Source organism: Pollutimonas nitritireducens (assembly GCF_002849615.1).
GTDB classification, from domain to species: Bacteria; Pseudomonadota; Gammaproteobacteria; order Burkholderiales; family Burkholderiaceae_B; genus Pollutimonas; species Pollutimonas nitritireducens.
On the sequence record NZ_PDNV01000015.1, the window covers coordinates 58505 to 77390 of the forward strand.

The 18886-nt window shown below is 58.0% G+C and carries 19 protein-coding genes; 11 read left to right on the forward strand and 8 right to left on the reverse strand.

The genetic code is table 11. The annotated features are described in order from the left end of the window. Window positions 1-20: 20 nt before the first annotated feature. The 11 genes from flgE (at window position 21) to CR155_RS19465 (ending at window position 12847) form a co-directional block, all read left to right on the forward strand. Window positions 21-1232 (forward strand): flagellar hook protein FlgE, encoded by a 1212-nt coding sequence (gene flgE, locus CR155_RS19415; RefSeq protein ID WP_102071697.1) that lies wholly within the window; start codon window positions 21-23, stop codon window positions 1230-1232. Window positions 1233-1244: 12 nt separating this feature from the next. Continuing rightward, window positions 1245-1991 (forward strand): flagellar basal-body rod protein FlgF, encoded by a 747-nt coding sequence (gene flgF, locus CR155_RS19420; protein WP_102071698.1) that lies wholly within the window; start codon window positions 1245-1247, stop codon window positions 1989-1991. 45 nt (window positions 1992-2036) lie between these two features. Then, window positions 2037-2822: a flagellar basal-body rod protein FlgG gene (gene flgG, locus CR155_RS19425; protein WP_102071699.1), complete on the forward strand. Its 786-nt coding sequence runs from the start codon at window positions 2037-2039 to the stop codon at window positions 2820-2822. Window positions 2823-2824: 2 nt separating this feature from the next. Next, window positions 2825-3511, forward strand: a complete 687-nt coding sequence (locus CR155_RS19430) for a flagellar basal body L-ring protein FlgH (RefSeq protein ID WP_102071700.1) — start codon at window positions 2825-2827, stop codon at window positions 3509-3511. After that, complete coding sequence (locus CR155_RS19435; RefSeq protein ID WP_102071701.1) at window positions 3495-4658, forward strand: flagellar basal body P-ring protein FlgI; 1164 nt, start codon at window positions 3495-3497, stop codon at window positions 4656-4658. Before CR155_RS19430 ends, CR155_RS19435 begins: the two co-directional genes overlap by 17 nt. A gap of 7 nt (window positions 4659-4665) precedes the next feature. Continuing rightward, on the forward strand, window positions 4666-5649 hold the full coding sequence (gene flgJ, locus CR155_RS19440; RefSeq protein ID WP_102071702.1) for a flagellar assembly peptidoglycan hydrolase FlgJ: 984 nt from the start codon (window positions 4666-4668) through the stop codon (window positions 5647-5649). 103 nt (window positions 5650-5752) lie between these two features. Next, window positions 5753-7402, forward strand: coding sequence for a flagellar hook-associated protein FlgK (gene flgK, locus CR155_RS19445; protein ID WP_102071703.1), 1650 nt, complete (start codon window positions 5753-5755; stop codon window positions 7400-7402). A gap of 66 nt (window positions 7403-7468) precedes the next feature. After that, window positions 7469-9016: a flagellar hook-associated protein FlgL gene (gene flgL, locus CR155_RS19450; protein ID WP_102071704.1), complete on the forward strand. Its 1548-nt coding sequence runs from the start codon at window positions 7469-7471 to the stop codon at window positions 9014-9016. Window positions 9017-9151: 135 nt separating this feature from the next. Then, the gene (locus CR155_RS19455; RefSeq protein WP_102071705.1) at window positions 9152-10645 is read left to right on the forward strand and encodes a methyl-accepting chemotaxis protein; all 1494 of its coding nucleotides are present in this window, start codon (window positions 9152-9154) and stop codon (window positions 10643-10645) included. After that, window positions 10645-11052: a hypothetical protein gene (locus CR155_RS19460; protein ID WP_102071706.1), complete on the forward strand. Its 408-nt coding sequence runs from the start codon at window positions 10645-10647 to the stop codon at window positions 11050-11052. The genes CR155_RS19455 and CR155_RS19460 overlap by 1 nt, the downstream gene beginning before the upstream one ends. Before the next feature lie 67 nt (window positions 11053-11119). After that, entirely contained in the window at window positions 11120-12847 is a 1728-nt protein-coding gene (locus CR155_RS19465) for a methyl-accepting chemotaxis protein (protein ID WP_102071707.1), read from the forward strand. 157 nt (window positions 12848-13004) lie between these two features. Here CR155_RS19465 and fliR read toward each other — a convergent pair whose 3' ends face one another. The 8 genes from fliR to CR155_RS19505 form a co-directional block, all read right to left on the reverse strand. Further along, entirely contained in the window at window positions 13005-13793 is a 789-nt protein-coding gene (gene fliR / locus CR155_RS19470; RefSeq protein ID WP_102071708.1) for a flagellar biosynthetic protein FliR, read from the reverse strand. A gap of 5 nt (window positions 13794-13798) precedes the next feature. Beyond that, window positions 13799-14068 (reverse strand): flagellar biosynthesis protein FliQ, encoded by a 270-nt coding sequence (fliQ, locus tag CR155_RS19475; protein WP_102071709.1) that lies wholly within the window; start codon window positions 14066-14068, stop codon window positions 13799-13801. A 9-nt stretch (window positions 14069-14077) separates the two neighbouring features. Further along, window positions 14078-14821, reverse strand: coding sequence for a flagellar type III secretion system pore protein FliP (fliP, locus tag CR155_RS19480; RefSeq protein ID WP_102071734.1), 744 nt, complete (start codon window positions 14819-14821; stop codon window positions 14078-14080). A 72-nt stretch (window positions 14822-14893) separates the two neighbouring features. Beyond that, window positions 14894-15226: a flagellar biosynthetic protein FliO gene (fliO, locus tag CR155_RS19485; protein WP_102071710.1), complete on the reverse strand. Its 333-nt coding sequence runs from the start codon at window positions 15224-15226 to the stop codon at window positions 14894-14896. Between the two features lie 6 nt (window positions 15227-15232). Then, window positions 15233-15778, reverse strand: a complete 546-nt coding sequence (gene fliN / locus CR155_RS19490) for a flagellar motor switch protein FliN (protein ID WP_102071711.1) — start codon at window positions 15776-15778, stop codon at window positions 15233-15235. Then, window positions 15771-16781, reverse strand: coding sequence for a flagellar motor switch protein FliM (fliM, locus tag CR155_RS19495; protein ID WP_102071712.1), 1011 nt, complete (start codon window positions 16779-16781; stop codon window positions 15771-15773). Before fliM ends, fliN begins: the two co-directional genes overlap by 8 nt. Beyond that, entirely contained in the window at window positions 16782-17240 is a 459-nt protein-coding gene (locus CR155_RS19500; protein ID WP_233214424.1) for a flagellar basal body-associated FliL family protein, read from the reverse strand. Window positions 17241-17446: 206 nt separating this feature from the next. Then, on the reverse strand, window positions 17447-18880 hold the full coding sequence (locus CR155_RS19505; RefSeq protein WP_102071714.1) for a flagellar hook-length control protein FliK: 1434 nt from the start codon (window positions 18878-18880) through the stop codon (window positions 17447-17449). Between the last annotated feature and the right edge of the window lie 6 nt (window positions 18881-18886).

Below are 18886 nucleotides of genomic sequence, written 5' to 3' on the forward strand. Positions count from 1 at the left end.
AAGAGAAAACGAGGTTAATCATGGGTTTCGGACAAGGTTTAAGTGGTTTGAACGCCGCGGCGCAGAATCTGGATGTCATTGGTAATAATATTGCCAACTCCGGAACGGTGGGATTCAAGGCAGGAACAGCGACTTTCGCAGATGTTTATGCGAATTCTCGAGTTGGCCTGGGTACCAGCGTTGCCAGCATCAACCAGCGCTTCACGGTTGGTACGGTCTCCAGCAGCGGAAACCAGTTTGATATGGCGATTGATGGGCCGAAAGGGCTGTTTCGTGTGCAGGATACCAGCGGAAATATACTGTTTACCCGCAATGGTCAATTCTTCGCGGATAAAAACAATTTCGTTGTCAACGCGCAAGGCCAGCGCCTGACGGGTTACCAAGGCAATGGCACCGATCTGGTGCCTATCACGGTGCCAGTAGGCAACATTGCTCCGTTGGCGACAACCAGCATAACGATGAAGGCAAACCTCGACGCGAATGCGGCGGTAGTGCCTGCGGCGCCGGCGTTCAATCCTGATGAACCATCGACCTATACTCATTCCTTGCCGACGAGCATCTACGACTCTTTGGGTAACTCCCATCAACTTACGCAGTATTTCGTGAAGCGTGATGGAACCGCAACCAGCAGTTCGTGGGAGGTGCACTACCGGCTTGATGGGCAAGCGTTGCCGACCCCTGCCGGCAGTAGCATTGCTATGACCTTCGACGACAATGGCGTGTTAACGGCTCCAACGGGTCCGGTCCCACTTACTTTCGTACAACCTGGTGGCACAGCGGCTCCAGCAGCGCCCTTGAGCATAGGCGTGGCTTATACGGGCACCACGCAGTTCGGAGGCGAATTCTCGGCCAGCCGCAATCAGAATGGTTATGCCACCGGCGAATACGCCAGCATGTCGATAGCCTCCGATGGTGCCATTGTTGCCAGCTATACCAACGGAGAAACGCTGGGCGTCGGATTCCTGGCACTGGCGGATTTCAACAACGTTCAAGGGTTGCAACCCGTCGGCGGAAATGCCTGGGCCGAAACATCCGAGTCTGGTCAGCCAGTCGTCGGTCGCCCTGGAACCAATGGCATGGCGTCGATCGTCGGTCAGTCGGTCGAAGAGTCCAATGTGGACATGAGCCAGGAACTGGTCAATATGATCATTGCGCAACGAACCTATCAAGCCAATGCGCAGACGATCAAGACCCAGGATCAAGTCTTGCAGACTTTGATCAACCTGCGCTAGGCCGACGCGTAAATGGACCGCATTATCTACACGGCCGCCGGCGGCGCTGCGCGGGTGTTGGAACAGCAGGCCGTTATCAGCAACAACATGGCCAACGTCAGCACCACCGGTTTTCGCGAGCAGATGGCGATTTACCGGTCGGTGCCGGTGGTGGGTCAGCCTGGCCTGCCAACGCGTGTGTCCACAGTAACCGCCACCCCCACCAGCAATTTCGGGCAAGGCGTCATGGCGGAGACCGGCCATGCGCTGGATCTGGCCGTGACCGGCGATGGTTGGTTCAGCGTGCAGACGCCACAGGGCGAAGCCTATACCCGCGCAGGCGAACTGGCCGTGAACCAGGACAACGTGCTGGTCAACCAGCAAGGCTACCCGGTGTTGTCCAGCGACGGCGGGCCAATAGAAATTCCCGAGCGCGGCAGTGTGAGCTTTTCCGGCGACGGGCAGATCAGCGCGCTGGGCGCTGGCGACAATCCGGGCGACATCCAGCAGTTGGGTCAGCTCAAACTCGTGAATCCGCCCGCCGCGTCCCTGCAGCGTGGCGACGATGGCTTGTTCCGTTTGGCCGGTGGCGAGGCCGCACAGGCCGATCCGCAGGTGCGCATGATTTCCGGCTTTGTCGAAAAAAGCAATGTGAACCCGGCGGAAGCAATGGTGGGCATGATCGCCAACGCGCGCCGCTTCGAAATGCAGATGAAGATTATCCAGGACGCCAGCTCGAATGCCGAGCGCGCCAACTCCATACTTTCGTCGAATAACTAATGTTGCATTCCGTGCAGGCCCGGCTTGCACAGTAAGGAAAGAAAAATGATCCGCTCTCTTTGGATTGCCAAAACTGGTCTGGAATCTCAGCAGACCAATATGGATGTTATCTCCAACAACCTGGCCAACGTCAATACGACGGGCTTCAAGCGCAGCCGCGCGGTGTTCGAAGATCTGATGTATCAAACCATACGCCAACCGGGCGCACAGGTCGGTGCCGCCAACCAGCTGCCATCGGGCCTGCAAATCGGCACCGGTGTGCGCACAGTTGCCACCGAGCGCATTCATAGCCAGGGCAACCTTAAAGAAACCGGCAATGACCTGGATATCGCCATTCAGGGCAAAGGCTTCCTGCAGGTGGAGATGCCCGACGGAACGTTTTCCTATACCCGCGATGGCAGCCTGCAAGTGGACCAGAACGGTCAGTTGGTAACGGCCGGTGGTTATCCCATACAGCCCCCCATCAATATCCCGGACAACGCCTTGACCATTTCGATTGGTCGCGACGGAACTGTGTCGGTAACCCAACCGGGCGCCACCGGAATCAGTGTGGAAATCGGTCAGCTGCAGTTGAATACGTTTATCAACCCCACCGGTTTGCAGAGTGCCGGCGAGAACCTGTACGTGGAAACGGACGCCTCGGGCCCTGCCAATTTGGCCCAGCCTGGACTAGACGGTGCCGGCCTCGTGTTGCAGCAGTACACCGAAACGTCGAACGTGAACGTTGCCGAAGAATTGGTCAACATGATCACCACCCAGCGTGCCTATGAAATGAACAGCAAGGCCGTACAGACTTCCGACCAGATGCTGGCGCGCCTGACTCAGCTTTGATAATGTTTAAACGTCTTCGACTTGTCGTGGTGGGATTAGCTGTGGCGCTCGCGTCCGGCTGTGCGCTGATACCTCCGGAGCCTGTGGTGACCGGTCCATTGACTGCGGCGCCGCCGCTGCCGCCTTTGCCTGCGGTGGAGGCCAACGGGTCTATCTACCAGCCTACGGCCTATGGCAATTATCCCTTGTTCGAAGATCGCCGTCCTCGCAATGTGGGCGACATCGTGACCGTCGTGATACAGGAAAAGACCAACGCCGCGAAGAACGTTCAGACCACTACAGACCGCACTGGCAGCGCCATGTTTGGCGTGGGATTAGCTCCGGCGATTTTGCCGAACGAGATTGGCGGCAAGCAGAATTTCGATATCACTGGAGAGAATGCATCCCAGGGCAAGGGATCGACGCGCGCCGACAATACCTTCTCCGGTACGTTGACGACCACAGTGATCGGCGTATTGCCTAACGGCAATCTTCAGATTGCCGGTGACAAACAAATTGCCATCAACCGCGGCAGCGAACACATACGTTTCTCCGGCGTTGTCGATCCGCGCTCGGTGAGTGGTTCGAACACGGTTTCATCGACGCAAGTGGCCGACGCGCGGATCGAGTTCCGCAGCAAGGGCACCATGGACGAAGTACAAACCATGGGCTGGCTGCAACGCTTTTTCCTGAATGTTTCCCCGTTCTAACAAGGTACCGGTTTTGATCTCCAATTTTTTCAGCGTACTCGGCAATCAGGGCCGACGCCTCGCCTTCGGCGCGCTCTGCGTGCTGGCCGCAAGCGTAGTGCAGGCCGAGAGGATCAAGGACATTGCATCGGTGCAAGGCGTGCGTGCCAATCAACTGATTGGTTATGGCTTGGTCGTTGGCCTGGATGGCAGTGGCGACCAGGTTCGCCAGACGCCGTTCACGCAGCAAAGCCTGACGAATATGTTATCGCAGCTGGGCGTGACCGTTCCGCAAGGCACGAATATGCAGGTCAAGAACGTCGCTGCAGTCATCGTAACGGCCAGGCTGCCAGCTTTCGCCCAGCCCGGGCAAACGGTGGACGTCGTGGTTTCCTCCATGGGTAACGCCAAAAGCCTGCGTGGCGGCACACTGTTGATGACCCCCATGAAGGGAGCGAATGGACAGGTATATGCCATTGCACAAGGCAACCTGCTGGTCGGCGGCGCGGGCGCTTCGTCCGGCGGTTCCAGCGTGCAGGTGAACCAGCTGAACGGCGGCATTATCTCCAACGGCGCGATTATCGAGCGCAGTGTTCCCACGACGTATGTGCGCGATGGCATCATCAACCTGGAACTGAACACCACCGATTTCGGCGCGGCCCAGAATATGGTTGCGGCCCTGAACACCCGGTTTGGCGCCCGCACCGCTTCAGCATTGGATGGTCGGGTCGTCCAGTTACGGGGTCCGTTGGACCCTGCCGCCCAGGCCGCGTTCCTGTCCCAGGTCGAGAACCTTCAGGTCAACCTGCCGCCCGCACGGGCCAAGGTGGTCATCAATGCGCGTACTGGTTCGGTCGTCATGAACCGTACCGTCACGATAGACGAAGCAGCCATCGCCTACGGTAATCTTTCCGTCGTGATCAGCCAGGACGACCGGGTCAGCCAGCCCGATACCCCATTCGCCGGCGGTGAGACCGTTGTGACGCAAAGCACCCAGATCGAAATGACGTCTGAGAAGGGTGGCTTGCAGCGCGTACGCACTAGCGCCAATCTGGCTGATGTCGTCAAAGCGTTGAACGCGCTTGGTGCCACGCCTCAGGACTTGTTATCCATTCTGCAGAATCTGAAAAGTGCCGGCGCGTTGCGCGCCGACCTGGAAATCATCTAGGCCGATTATGTCGCTCGTGCAATATACCCCACGTCCCAGTAATCCAGCGGCATCGACCCTGGATTTCAATGCGCTCAATAGCCTTAAGCGCGGCGTGAGCGAAGGTGCCAATGCGCCGCTGGCAGAACAAAAGAAAGTGGCGCAGCAGTTTGAAGCGCTTTTTATCCAGCAGATGCTCAAGCAGGCTCGCCAGGGTTCTACAACAACGGGCGTGTTCGACAGCCAGCAAACCCGCCTAGCCCAAAGCATGGGCGACGAGCAGATGTCGTTGCAGCTTGCCGACCCTGGTATTGGCCTTGCCCAGGCGTTGCTTGCACAGATACAGGGCGGGCAGGGCATAGTATCCATCAATCCGGGCAACAAGAGTGGCGAACTTCCCGAGTTGGCTGCAACCCGCCTGCCCGCGCTGAAGTCGCGCCTAGGCGGCGATCAGGGTAAGGACGCGCCGTCGATTTCGGGCCTGATCAATCTTCTGAGCAGGAGTTCTGACAAGATCTTTTCCGCGATCAAGGGTGCACCCAAGCATATCGAGTCCTTTGTCTCGAAGATGTCAGAGGCAGCGAAATACGCCGCCGATGAAAGCGGCGTGCCGGCCAAGTTGATACTGAGCCAGGCAGCACTGGAATCCGGATGGGGTCGCCGTGAAATCATGCGTGACGACGGCACGACCAGCCATAACCTGTTCGGCATCAAGGCAAGCTCAGGCTGGAAGGGCAAGGTCGTCAACGTCATGACGACGGAATATGTAGACGGCGTGGCACGCAAGATGAAGCAGCCGTTTCGTGCCTACGACTCATATGCGGAGTCGTTTGCGGACTACGCCCGTTTAATCGGTCAGAGCAAACGATACAGCGATGTGGTAGGCGCACCATCAGCAGAAGTGGCCGCGCACCGGATCCAGGCCGCGGGTTATGCCACTGACCCGGCGTATGCCGAGAAGCTGATATCCATCATGGGCTACTTCGACACGGGTCCGAAGCGCGGTGTTTGAGTCGTGAAGGCCTAAAGCTTTCAGGCCTGCTGTCGTTAACGTTGTACATAGTCTTGATATACGGGCTGACGCGTGCGTCGGCCTGACTAAAGCGGAATCTTTCATGAATTTAGCCAACCTGGGTCTTTCGGGTTTGAATGCGGCCACTAACCGCCTGCAAACGGCCGGCCACAATATCAACAACGCCGCCACGGTAGGTTTCAATCGCCAAACGGTGCTCGTGCAAACGGCCGGTGCAACCAGTACGGGTGCCGGCTATATTGGCCGGGGAGTCCAGGCGGTTACGGTTCAGCGAGCGTACGACAATTTCTTGTCCCGCCAACTTGTTGGGGCACAAACCGCCGGGGCGGCACTTGTTTCCTACGGCAACGAAATCTCCCAGGTCAATAACCTGTTCGCCGACCGTACCGTTGGCATTACACCGGCATTACAGAATTTTTTTGACAGTATCCAGGCCGTCGCCTCGGCTCCGGCCGATAGTGCCGCGCGCCAGGAAATGCTGGGGCGTGCATCCAGCCTGGTGTCGCAGCTGAATGACAGCAATGCCTTCCTGGAAAGTCAGCGCAACAATATCAATACGCAGATTACGACCACGGTTACGCAAATCAACAGCTATGTAGAGCGCGTGCGCGATCTGAATACACAGATTACGACAGCGCGTGCCACGAGCTCTAATCATGAACCAAACGATTTGCTGGATCAGCGCGATCAGCTCGTGTCCGAACTGAGCCAGCTCGTGGCGGTGAATGTCGACGAACAAGATGGCAAGGTTAGTCTTTCTGTCGGCAACGGTCAGGTCTTGCTAGGCGGTGACACCGTATTTCCCCTGGCCGCACAGGCAGCAGCTGCTGATCCATCACGTACTATTGTGGCCTTTACGGCCGTCGGTAGCGGCGGTCAGCAAATCTCGGTAGAGATGAGCGAAGCGACGATCAAAGGCGGAAAATTAGGCGGTCTGATCACATACCGGCGCGAATCGCTCGATGCGGTCCAAAATGATCTTGGACGTCTTGCCGCCGGCCTAGCTACCGCGGTCAACGCCATCCACGCCAACGGTGAAGATCTGAGCGGAGCGGCGGGTGGGGCGTTTTTTAAGCTCGGCCAGGTCAAGACGATTTCCAATGCCAATAATCTAGGCGGCGCACCAATCGCCGTCCAGATTCAGGACATCAATAAGCTTACATCGCAAAACTACCGCATAGACTACGACGGCACTGCCTACAAGGCGACCAGTATCCCTAACGGCACAGTAACGACGCTTAGCCCTCTTACTGGTGGCAGCTACGATCTGGACGGTATCAGGATTACGCCGCCGACCGCATCAGCAGTGTCGGGCGATTCTTGGCTGGTTCAACCTACTCGGGATGCGGCCGGCAGTATTGCATTGGCCATTGATGACCCGGCAAAAATCGCCGCTGCTACGGCAAATACCGGCACCGCGAACGGCGGCGTCGCCCTGGAGTTGGCGCAGTTGCAGACAGGCAAGGTTCTTGGGAATGGCGCCATGAGCCTGAACGAAGCCTTCTCGCAAATAGTCAACAAAGTCGGCGTGCAGACTCAGCAAAATGGCACAGCGGCCAAGGCGCAAGCCGCATTGATCCAGCAGAACTTCGCGGCGCAACAGCATCTTTCCGGTGTGAATCTGGACGAAGAGTACGTCAATCTCACCCGATATCAGGAGCAATACAGCGCTTCTGCGCGGCTTATCGAAGTCAGCTCCACCTTGTTCGATACGTTGCTGGGAATACGTTAAGCGTCTGTTGGTTCAGCTGCGTCCGGTCAGGTTCAAGTTTAAGCGTCATTTTTCAGGATTTTCGTCATGCGTATTAGTTCCAATTTGTTTTTCCAGACGGGACTTAATTCCATCACTGCCCAGCAGTCAGACCTTTTGCATCTCTACGAGCAAATCGGCAGCGGCAAGCGCATGGTGACGCCGGCGGATGACCCGCTTGCGGCGGCACAGGCCGTCAATATCAGCCAGTCGCAATCGCTGAACGCAAGGTTCGGGGCGAATCGTGCGGTGGCCAATACCAACTTGGCTACGGAAGAGAACGCGCTCACTTCAATGACCTTGCTGCTGCAAGACTTGAAAACCAATTTGATCGCAGCGGGCAACGGCACCTTATCGGACGCTGATCGTGCAACGCTGAGCAATGTGCTGACGAACGCCCGCGACAGTATGTTGGGGCTCGCTAACACCACCGATGGCAGCGGGCAATATCTTTTTTCCGGAGCTCAAGGCGGCAGTGCAGCCTATCAAGACGTCAACGGCACAATCACCTATATGGGCGACGCCGGGCAACGAAAAATCCAGGCCGATCAAACGCGTCAGATTGCTGGCAGCGATGTAGGCTCTGATATCTTCAATCGTGCTGCCCCAGGTACGACCAATTATCTCACCGCTGCGGCTACGAACTCACTGTCGAACCTGGGTAACGCAGGTACGGGCCTCATTAGCACGCCCACGATCACGAATCCGAATGAAGCAAGTGCCGGCAATACCTATGCGATCAAGTTTTCGGAAACGATTCCGAACAGCTACACCGTTGAAATTAACGACAGACTAGGTGCTCTGGTCGGGACTACGACTGGCTCATGGGATCCGGCGTCAGGCACCTCCATTGGTCTCCCACTGGGTGTACAGGTCAAGTTTTCCGGAAGCCCCGCATTGGGTGACAGTTTCGTGGTAGAGCCCGCGAATACGTCAAGCCATGTAGCCAGCCCCACGACTAGCGGTGACGCCAGGATCGGGTCTCCTGTCGTAAGCGACTATTCGATTACTCGTCCAGGGGATGTATATAGCATTGCGTTCACCGATGTGGATGAATACACGGTAAGCGTTACGAACCCGAATCCTCTCTATCCGACAATAACTCAAGCGGGAGAGAAGTTTGTGCCCGGCCGTGAGAACACGCTTACCTTGCCGCATGGCATGGAAGTCAAGATTTCCGGTTCCCCTGTTGCTGGTAATACGTTCACGATTCAAGCCGCCGCGACTCAGACCAACCTGGATATGTTCGCCACACTCGATGGCATCATCAAGTCGCTCGAACTTCCTATCCAGGACTCCCCAGAAGCACAAGCCGCCTTCCAGAACAATCTAGCCACTGCCATGCAGCGCCTGGACGTCAACTACAACAACATCCTGACAGTCCGCGCCTCGGTCGGTGCGCGCATGAACGAACTCGACGCGATCGGTGCGACGGGTAGCGCGCGTTCGCTCAGCTATAGCGCGCAATTGTCCAAGTTGGAAGATGTGGATTACTACACGGCCACGACACAGCTGCAGCTGCGCTCGACAGCACTTGAAGCGGCGTCCCTGGCCTTCAAGAAAATCCAGAGTCTCGGTTTATTCAACACAAAATAGGTTTTAAAAAACAGCAGGATTGCGTTTGCAAGAACGCACACCAGGCATTGGTCAACAGGTAATTCAGGTTAGCCTCACGTGCGGTCGGTCCCATCCACCAACCGCCTGGCAGGAGACAATAAGTGAGAACGAGTTATGATATTCAAGCAACTGCAACTTAGAACGAGTCTTTTAATCGTGGTGCTATTGCTGTCGGTGCTGACCCTGGCCGCCGTCGCGGTGGGTTGGCTGGGCCAGCAGGACATCCTTGCCCAGCTTTCCAGCGCAGGCAGCGTTAATCCGACGGTCGCGAAGACCATTGCAAACACGCAGTATGTTTTCATTGGCCTGGCCGTATTTGCAATTGTGCTTGCGCTGTGGGCCTACATCACATTGTCGCGCACGGTCTTGCGTCCGTTGCGCGAAGTGGGCGACGTGTTCGACCACATGGCATCGGGCGATCTGACCCAGCGCATCGACGTGTCCGCCGATAATGAGATCGGCAGCATCTACGTCGCGCTCAAGCGCCTGCAAGACAGCCTGGGCCGCATCGTGGGCACGGCGCGTCACGGTATGAACCAGATCAGCCTGGGCTCGCAGCATATTCTTGCGGGCAACACCGATCTAAGCAGCCGCACAGAACAACAGGCCGCGGCATTGCAACAAACCGCTGCCAGCATGGAAGAGCTCGCCAGCACGGTGAAGCAGAACGCCGATAATGCGCGCCAGGCCAATCAGTTGGCGGCCAGTGCCTCCGATGTGGCGCAGCGTGGTGGTCAGGCGGTCGGTGAAGTCGTCACCACTATGCAGGCTATTTCAGCCAGCTCACGCAAAATTTCGGACATTGTCGGCGTCATTGACAGTATTGCGTTCCAGACCAACATCCTGGCCTTGAATGCGGCCGTGGAAGCGGCACGTGCCGGCGAGCAGGGCAAAGGCTTTGCGGTGGTGGCGTCTGAAGTACGTGCGCTGGCCCAGCGCAGCGCGCAGGCCGCCAAGGAAATCAAGGGTCTCATCGAGGATTCGGTGAAAAAAGTAACCGAAGGGTCCACCCAGGTCGAACGCGCGGGCTCCACGATGCAGGAAATCGTGTCGTCCGTGGCCCGCGTCACGGACATCATGGGCGAGATTTCGGCGGCTACGACGGAGCAGGCTTCGGGCATCGATCAGATCAACCACGCGGTAAATCAGATGGACCGCGTCACACAACAGAATGCCATTTTGGTCGAAGAAGCCGCGTCGTCGGCCAGCGGACTGGGCGAACAAGTCTCCAACGTCAGCGGCGCCTTGTCGGTGTTCAAGATCCTCGAGAATCAAGTCATTGATGTGGCCGCGACGCAGATTCGGTCCACGCCGCAACGCGCGACCATGTCGCATTCCGCAACCGGTCAGCGTCCGAACGCCAAGTCTGCTGCTCCTGGGTCCGGTGCCGGTTCACGACCAGCCGCCCTGGGATTGGGCAACGGATCGACAAAATCAAAGCCCGCTCAAGACCCCGGTCGTTCAACGCCAGTCCAAAAGCCGCAGGCTGCGCCGCGCGCGGCTGCAACAAACGCCAACGGCGACAGCATCGATGCCATCAAGGTCAACCCGGCGGCAAACGCGTCCATGCGCAAACAGGCCACTGATGACGAGTGGGTCGAATTCTGATGCAGCGGTTTCTCGTCATCACGCGACGCATGTTTGCCCGTCTGTTCGTAGCAAGTGCCTGCGGGCTGGGTCTTGCCGCGTGCAGCACGACAGGCAGTTCTTTTGACTCATCTGGCCTGCACTATCTCGTGCCGGGCCAGACTACGCTTGATGAAGCCAGCGGTTTGCTGCAGTCCCCACCCACGGACACCTACCGTCAGCAAGACGGCTCCGCTACGGCACGTTGGTCCCACAAGGCTTCCATGGTGACCGATGCGATTTACTTCAATCAGGAGCTGTGGCTGGCCTTTGGTCCCGACGGCCGCTTTCAGCGCATTGTAAAAAGCGCGAATATCCCTCGCGCGTATATGTCCCAGGGCGACGTGCGCGTGAACGCCAGTACCGTCTCTTATCCCACGCAGCCGTAGTTCCATGCTTTCATTTCGCCGCCGTCTTTGGTGAAGCCAAGATCCATAACGCTATCCAGGTCCAATTATGTCCGATACCTTGCAGTCTCCAGCACACGATAAAAAGAACAAGAAACGCGCCAGTCGTGGTCGATTCCGATTCGCCGATGCAAAGGTCAGCACCATCCTGATGTTGGTATTGGCTATCTTCATGGTCCTCATTATTGCGGTCGGCGGCATGGCGGCATGGTTCCTGTCAAATAATTATGATGGCCTGCGCAACATGGAGCGCCAGAATGCGCGCGCCCAGCAGGTGACGGGACTGGGTAATGACATGATGGCGGCACGTGTCTCCCTGCTTAGCGCTGCGCGTTACCAGCAAGAGGCTGCCGCCAATAACGATGCCAAGTTGCTGAGCAATGCGCGTGCAATGCTGGATAAAGCCAACGAGCAGCTGGCGTCGGTAAAGAAGGATTTCAGCGAGTTCCGCAAGAACACGGCTGATACCGCCGATGCACGCAGGCTGGCCACACGCATCGTCAGTACCTATCAGCCCTATCTGGACGATGGTATTGATCCCATGGTGCAGGCGCTGGATAGCAATGACTTCACCACCTTTTATTTTGTAAATAACGAGTTCGGCATTTCGCGCAGCGAAGCTTTTCAGACGTCCATCGACGCGTTCGCGACGTATATGGAAACGGTGCAGAAGGAATTCTTTCAACAGGCCGAGTTGGAATTCCAGCAGGCGTTGGTCGCTATTGGCATAGCCATACTGATTGGTTTCCTGATGATGATCGTCATGCGGGTTGTCTTCGGCCGCGTCGTGGTCAAGCAGCTGGTTCAAGCCGGCTCGCATTTCGACCGTATCGCCAGCGGCGATCTGACACAGCGTATCGAAGTCAAATCGCGCAACGAGATCGGGGTGCTTTACGAAGCCCTGCGCCGCATGCAGGAAAGTCTTACCCGCACCGTCAGTATCGTGCGCCAGGGCGTTGAGGAAATCAATCTGGGTTCGCGTGAAATATTCATGGGAAATACCGACTTGAGCAGTCGTACCGAGCAGCAGGCCGCGGCATTGCAGCAAACTGCCGCGAGCATGGAAGAATTGTCCAGTACCGTGCGCCAGAATACGGATAACGCGACGCAAGCCGACAAACTGGCCAAGGGCGCATCCGAAGTGGCGTTGCGAGGCGGCAAGGCCGTGTCGGCAGTGGTCACCACAATGGATGAGATCTCCACCAGCTCGAATAAGATGTCCGAGATCGTCAGCGTGATCGATGGCATTGCTTTCCAAACCAACATTCTCGCCTTGAACGCCGCGGTCGAAGCGGCGCGCGCAGGTGAGCAAGGCAAGGGCTTTGCCGTGGTAGCCGGCGAAGTACGCTCGCTGGCTCAGCGTAGCGCCCAGGCCGCCAAGGAAATCAAGGTTCTCATCGAAGAATCCTTGCTGAAAGTCCAGTCCGGCGCCAAGCAGGCCGGTCAGGCGGGCGACATCATGCAGGAAGTGGTCGGCTCGGTACAGGGTGTGACCACCATCATGGGGGAAATTTCATCCGCGTCCAGTGAACAGTCCGACGGCATCGAGCAGGTCAACCGCGCCGTGTCCGAAATGGACAGCGCTGTGCAACAGAATGCGGCGTTGGTGGAAGAGGCGGCCGCGGCGGCAGGATCGTTGCAAGAGCAGGCGGCCCGGTTGACGGAAGCGGTCTCGGTATTTAAGATCAATGCCAGCGAAGTCATTGATATGCCCGTCCAGGCGGCTGGCGTATCAGGCCCCGGTGGCTACAACGCCTTGCAAAGCGCGTACTCTTGACCTGAACCTTGCCCGCGCTGGGCATATAGAAAAGACCTCGGCGTCCGATACAGGGCGCCGAGGTCTTTTGGCGCAACGTTTGCCGCAGCGAATCGAATGGCTCCGGGATGTTGACGATCGGTCACACTGTACACGAGCATTTCGGCACCGGCCAGGCTTAGCCCCCCGCCAGCGCCTGCGCCAGCCGCGACATGCTGGCGTATCCGGCATCGAAGAGCCGGGCCAGGAACGGAGCTGTCTGTGGCAACACGATCATCAGCAACGTTATTCCGACCATCAGGGAGATCGGGAACCCCACCGCAAAAATCGATAACTGCTGCGCGGTGCGATTAAGAATGCCCATCGCGAGATTGATGGTCAGCAATACGATAATCAGCGGCAAGGCCAGCAGCATGCCCGACACCAATACCTGCGAACTCCATTCGAACAGCACGCCCCAACCATTGGGGTTCAAGGCGCCGATCTGTATCGGCAGAATGTCGAAGGTGCGTATGAATCCGCCCAACATCAGCAGATGGCCGTTCATCGCCAGGAACACCAGCATCGCCACGATATTCATAATGCGGGCGAGCACGGCGGTATTGGCGCCCGTGGCCGGATCGAAGAACGAGGCAAAGGACAGGCCCATTTGCAGTCCGATGAACTCGCCGGCGGTCTGCACGGCGGCGAACACGATGCGCATGGTGAGGCCCAGTGCGATGCCGATCAAGACTTGCTGCACGGCCAGCCAAAGGCCCGCGAAGGAACCCGTGGGCACGTTGGGCATCGGTCCCAGCGTAGGTGCAATGGCGACAGCCAGTACCGCGGCGAATCCGATTTTTACGCGGGTGGGTATGGACGATTCGCCCAGCAGCGGCGCTGTACCCAGCAATCCCAGGATGCGAAAGAATGGCCAAAGGAACGCGTTGATCCAGATGTACATCTGGTCGATATCAACGGAGACCATTGCCGCTAGGACGCCAGGCTGGGGATGGTCGCGAACAGGCTTTGCATGTAGTCGACCATGGTGGAAATAAGCCAGGGTCCCAACAGCACCAGGGCGGCGCCCACGGCCAGCAGCTTGGGTATGAATGACAAGGTCATTTCATTGATCTGCGTCGCGGCTTGGAAGATGCTGATGACCAGCCCTACGATCAGGGTAACCAGAAGCAATGGCCCCGCCATGCTGAGGGCCACCTTCATGGCGAGGTAGGTCATGGACATGACGGTTTCTGAATTCATGCATTTCCCCTACTGGTAGAAGCTTCGCGCGAGCGAACCGAGCAGCAGATGCCATCCGTCGGCTAATACGAATAGCATAAGCTTGAACGGCAGCGATATCGTCACTGGTGGCACCATCATCATCCCCAGCGCCATCAGCACACTGGCGATGACAAGGTCGATGATCAGGAAGGGGATGAAAATCGTGAATCCAATCTGAAAGGCGGTTTTCAATTCGCTGGTCACGAATGCCGGCACCAGTATGCGCAGTGGGACCTGGTCGGGGCTGTCCATTTCGGGAACATTGGCCATGTTGGCAAACAGTGACAGGTCCGCCTCGCGCGTCTGGTGCAGCATGAACGTGTGCAGTGGCTTGATGCCGCGGTCCAGGGCTTGCTCGAACGAGATCGTGCCGGCGCTCAAGGGCTGGTAGGCCTGTTCATAGATCTGGTCGAACACCGGAGCCATGGCGAAGAACGTCAGGAACATCGTCAGGCCGATCAGCACCGAGTTTGGCGGCGATGCGCCCGTGCCCATGGCATTGCGCAGCAGGCCCAGCACAATGATGATGCGGGTGAACCCCGTCATCATCAACAGCATGGCGGGCAGGAAGGACATCATGGTCAGCATGACCAGAGTCTGTATGCTTAACGACCAGGTCTGGCTGCCGTTCGCGCCAGGCGTCGATGTGATCGCTGGCAGCGATTGCGCAACGCTGATGGACGGCAGGAAGATGCTTAGCAGGAATAGCGCCAGCAGTATCCATACCTGCATGGCGGGCGCATTCAGCAGGCGCAAGGCAGCGGTAAAAATTCGATTCATTGAGGCAGGGGCAGTCAGGCGCACTTAGCGGCCTTTCATTATTTTACTGAGCGTGGCGGCAAAACCGGGAGCTGGGGTGACGGCTTGCACCGAAGGGGTACCGGGCTGGGCCGGCGGCAAGGTGTGGAGCAAGGATATCTGTGTGCCGGTAATGCCCAGCACCAGCCGCGCGTCTTCGACTTCAACCAGTGCGACGTAAGCCTTGGCGCCCAGACTTTGCGAACTGACAACCTTGATGGCTTGCTGGCCGCCGGTTCGAAGCCAGCCGGCGCGGCGGGTGATCCATGCGCAAGCCAGTATCAGCATGACAATGAAAATCAGGCTTACCACCAGGCGCAGTACATCGACCTCGTTCATGGCGGTTCAACGGCGGCTGTTAAGCCGGCTGATGCGATCGGACGGTGTCACGATATCGGTGATGCGGATGCCATATTTTTCTTCGACGACGACCACTTCGCCCTGTGCGATCAAGTAGCCATTGACGAAAATATCCATAGGCTCGCCGGCCAGGCCATCGAGTTCGACGACAGAGCCTTGACCAAGCTGGAGAATATTCTTGATGGTCAGGCGTGTGCGGCCCAGTTCAACCGTCAGCTGCACCGGAATGTCCATGATCATGTCGATGTCGCTATTGCTATCGACAACGCTGTTCACGAGCGGCTGGAACACATGCGGGGCGGCGCTTGCCGAAGCCGATGTAGCCGCGGGACTTGCCGGCGGACTGGCCTGAGCTGCGGTTTGTTCGGCCAGCGCGCTTGCCCAGTCATCGACGTCCTGAGCCAGGCCATCGGCCTGGGTAGACTGGCTGCTGGTGTGGGCTGCCTGTTCTGATAGCGCCGCCGCCCAGTCGATTTCCGGGCTGTCGGATGCGCCATTGTCGTTGGCGAGATCTTTAGTTGGGTCAGTCATGTTTTCTTGCTTGTGAGAGGTCGGTTTCGGAGTTCGCCAGTATCTTGTTCACGCGCATGGCGTAGCGGCCATTGAACGTGCCGTAGCCGCATTCCATGACGGGGACGCCGCCCACATGGGCCACGACAGTCGGCGAGATATCGACCGGCAGGATATCGTTGACCTGCAACTTGAGCAGGGCGGCAATAGTGGTGTCTATTCTGGCAAAGTCGACGGCGAGTTCGACGTCTGCGCTGCGCACCTGGCGCGATAACTGCTGCAACCAGCGCTGGTCGATGTCGCCGGCGGTGGCTTCCTGCAGAGGGCGTGTCAGCAGGTCGCGCACCGGTTCGATCATGGAATAGGGCAGGCAGATGTTCAGATTGCCGCCCGAAGAGCCGAGCTCGATATTGAACGAGGAAACCACGACGATATCGTTGCCACTGCTGATGCTGGCAAACTTGGTATGCATTTCCGAGCGCACGTATTCGAATTCAATGGGGTATACCTGTTCCCAGCCACTGCCATAGCTCTCAAGAGTAAGGTTCAGCAGGCGTTGAATAATACGCTGTTCGGTCGTGGTGAAATCGCGACCTTCGACGCGCGTGTTATAGCGGCCATGGCCCCCGAACAGGCTGTCGATGATCAGAAACACCAGGTTGGGATCGAAGGTGAACAGGGCCGTGCCGCGCAGAGGCTTCATGGTGACCATGTTCAGGTTGCTGGGCACGGGCAGGTTGCGTTCGAATTCTGAATATTTTTGGATGCGTATTGATCCGACCGTAATGTCGGCATTACGACGCATGAAGCTTAGCAATACGGATCGCAAGCGGCGCGCGAAACGCTCGTTGATGAGCTCCAGCGTTTGCATGCGGTGGCGCACGACGCGGTCCGGCGAGCTCAGGTCATACGGTCGCACGCCGTGCGGGTCTTCGACCTTGCTGACCTTTACATCGCTTTCACCGGTTACGCCGGCCAGCAGTGCATCGACTTCATCTTGGGAAAGAACGCTTTGGTATGACATTTATTGCACCACGAAGGCAGTGAACAGCACGCTGGTGATGTCGGGGCCCTTATTGTGCGGAAGATAAGGCTCCTGCAGCGCTGCGCTGAGGCTTTGTACCAGCGCCTGGCGACCTTCGGGGGTTTGCACCACGTCCGGCTGCTGTTCAGCAAGTTTGCGCAAAACGCGATCACGCACTTCAGGCATGAACTCGTTGACGAGGCGGCGTGATGTTTCGTCGGTCATGCGCAAGGTTATTGCCACATACAGGATGCGTTGCGTATGTTCGCTGCGTAGCGTAACGGTAAAGGGTTCCAGCGGCGTAAAGATGGGCGACGGCAGCGGCAATGCTTTTGCCGCAGGCAGCGCCTCAGGGCCTTCGGCATTGGCCAGGCCCAACCCTGTTTTCTCGTAGTAAAACATCGTCGCGCCAATACTGGCAGCAGCAATGGCTACGATCACGAACAGGATTTTGAACATTCTGGAGGTCCTGCCGGATTTAGGTTTTGCCGTGGCCGGTCGGGTGGCGGATCGGGTGGAGGTAGTTGCCATCGTAAGCTGCGAAGGAGTGCTGACGCACTATCGTTCAAGGTAATCCATTGTGCCCCAGGCTGCCATTCCCGATCCTGTTGAATAGGGCAGGGAATACTCGGTAGCTCCGGGGTTTGAATGAGTGTGGTCGCGCATCAAACGAAGGTGTCGACAAGTGCATCCGGGGCACGGCTACGTGCGGGCGAACGCGCGTCCAGTCCGGAAACATCAACGATGGTACCGCCCGAGCCCGTGTTTGCGGATTTTCGGCCGGCGCCAAACGACTCGTTAAACGATTGGTCGGCCTGGCCCTGATCGTTGACGCTGGTTTGCCCCAACGATATGCCGGCCTGCGCCAGCAGCTGTTGCAACTGGGGCAGGGAATTTTCCACCGTCTGCCGCACGGCAGCATGAGGCGAGGTAAAAATGGCGTGCGCCACATTATCGCTGATATTGATGGAGATACGCAGCGGTCCCAACTCTGGCGGGTCCAGCCGCAGCTCTGCCGTGTGCGGCATATTATGGCCGCCTTGTGTCAGCGAAACGAACTGCCGCCCGAACTCTGCACCCCATTGGGGACTCTGCAAGGGCGTAGCAATACCGGGCAGGGCAACTTGGGCGCCGGTATTGGGCAGCGAACCCAGGCTCGTTGGAAACGGAGTAGCACCGCTCGCAGCGGTAATGGAGCCTGCCTGCGAGGCGCTTAAATCAATCTGTGTAGACGCTGCGGCAAAGCTGGTCCTGGCGCTCACCGAAGCGATATCGGCGGCAAGCGCGGTGGCATCCAATGTGGCGGTCTTGGCGAGGGTGACATCAACCGCCAAGCCTTGCGCCGACACCGCATTTTTTCGGATGTTGGCGGCAACAGCGGGCGCCTTGCGCAGGTTCAGCTCGGTCTGGTGAGGCAGCGCCTTGCGTGCATCAAGTGCGGCGTGAAAAGGCTGCGCCCTTGCTTGCATTGGGACGAACCCGGCCGGTAGTTCGATGGCTTTGGCAGGCGTCCCGACGGACGTGTCCGGCCTGATCGCCAGCATTTGTGCTTTGGCCGTCGCGTCCTGTTTCGCGGCGGCCGCCAAGGCTGCAGCGGAGTTGACGCCAGCCTGTGCGGCATGGAATGGTGTGACCAGCGGATTGCCACGAGCCAGTTCGGCCGCAAGGCCGTCTGCGTTGGCAGGCGTAATATTTTGCTGCGCGGCAGCGGAAAGCGTAGTGTCGATCGCGGCAGCGTTGCCGGGAGTAGCGTGTACGGCGCCCGGCAGTCGGGCAGCGATGGCCAGTGCCGCTTCCGCTGCGATATTCAAGGCGATTTGAGGCAGGCCAAGGCCTTGCTCGGCAATCTGTTCCGCCGCTGCTTCATCCGTGGGCTTGGCATCATCTGCTGCCACATCGTGCTGGTCGCCTTGCTTGGATCCGGTGTCGGTGGGAGCGGATATGACTTTTACAGGTGCAGGCTCATTCGTTTGCTGACGTGTCAGCACAGACGAAAAGTTTGGCGTGTTCGCATCCGGCTCGCGGCTATCGCCGGTCCTGGTACCACCCGGATTGCTGGGCGCGGCCGGGAGGGCAGAGGAAATCGTCGGTGTATTCATGGCTTG

Bases quoted from the DNA above. Each gene is read 5' to 3' on its own strand.
- flgE (WP_102071697.1), top strand. From the start codon at position 21: ATGGGTTTCGGACAAGGTTTAAGTGGTTTGAACGCCGCGGCGCAGAAT.
- flgF (WP_102071698.1), top strand. From the start codon at position 1,245: ATGGACCGCATTATCTACACGGCCGCCGGCGGCGCTGCGCGGGTGTTG.
- flgG (WP_102071699.1), top strand. From the start codon at position 2,037: ATGATCCGCTCTCTTTGGATTGCCAAAACTGGTCTGGAATCTCAGCAG.
- CR155_RS19430 (WP_102071700.1), top strand. From the start codon at position 2,825: ATGTTTAAACGTCTTCGACTTGTCGTGGTGGGATTAGCTGTGGCGCTC.
- CR155_RS19435 (WP_102071701.1), top strand. From the start codon at position 3,495: ATGTTTCCCCGTTCTAACAAGGTACCGGTTTTGATCTCCAATTTTTTC.
- flgJ (WP_102071702.1), top strand. From the start codon at position 4,666: ATGTCGCTCGTGCAATATACCCCACGTCCCAGTAATCCAGCGGCATCG.
- flgK (WP_102071703.1), top strand. From the start codon at position 5,753: ATGAATTTAGCCAACCTGGGTCTTTCGGGTTTGAATGCGGCCACTAAC.
- flgL (WP_102071704.1), top strand. From the start codon at position 7,469: ATGCGTATTAGTTCCAATTTGTTTTTCCAGACGGGACTTAATTCCATC.
- CR155_RS19455 (WP_102071705.1), top strand. From the start codon at position 9,152: ATGATATTCAAGCAACTGCAACTTAGAACGAGTCTTTTAATCGTGGTG.
- CR155_RS19460 (WP_102071706.1), top strand. From the start codon at position 10,645: ATGCAGCGGTTTCTCGTCATCACGCGACGCATGTTTGCCCGTCTGTTC.
- CR155_RS19465 (WP_102071707.1), top strand. From the start codon at position 11,120: ATGTCCGATACCTTGCAGTCTCCAGCACACGATAAAAAGAACAAGAAA.
- fliR (WP_102071708.1), bottom strand. From the start codon at position 13,793: ATGGTCTCCGTTGATATCGACCAGATGTACATCTGGATCAACGCGTTC.
- fliQ (WP_102071709.1), bottom strand. From the start codon at position 14,068: ATGAATTCAGAAACCGTCATGTCCATGACCTACCTCGCCATGAAGGTG.
- fliP (WP_102071734.1), bottom strand. From the start codon at position 14,821: ATGCAGGTATGGATACTGCTGGCGCTATTCCTGCTAAGCATCTTCCTG.
- fliO (WP_102071710.1), bottom strand. From the start codon at position 15,226: ATGAACGAGGTCGATGTACTGCGCCTGGTGGTAAGCCTGATTTTCATT.
- fliN (WP_102071711.1), bottom strand. From the start codon at position 15,778: ATGACTGACCCAACTAAAGATCTCGCCAACGACAATGGCGCATCCGAC.
- fliM (WP_102071712.1), bottom strand. From the start codon at position 16,781: ATGTCATACCAAAGCGTTCTTTCCCAAGATGAAGTCGATGCACTGCTG.
- CR155_RS19500 (WP_233214424.1), bottom strand. From the start codon at position 17,240: ATGTTCAAAATCCTGTTCGTGATCGTAGCCATTGCTGCTGCCAGTATT.
- CR155_RS19505 (WP_102071714.1), bottom strand. From the start codon at position 18,880: ATGAATACACCGACGATTTCCTCTGCCCTCCCGGCCGCGCCCAGCAAT.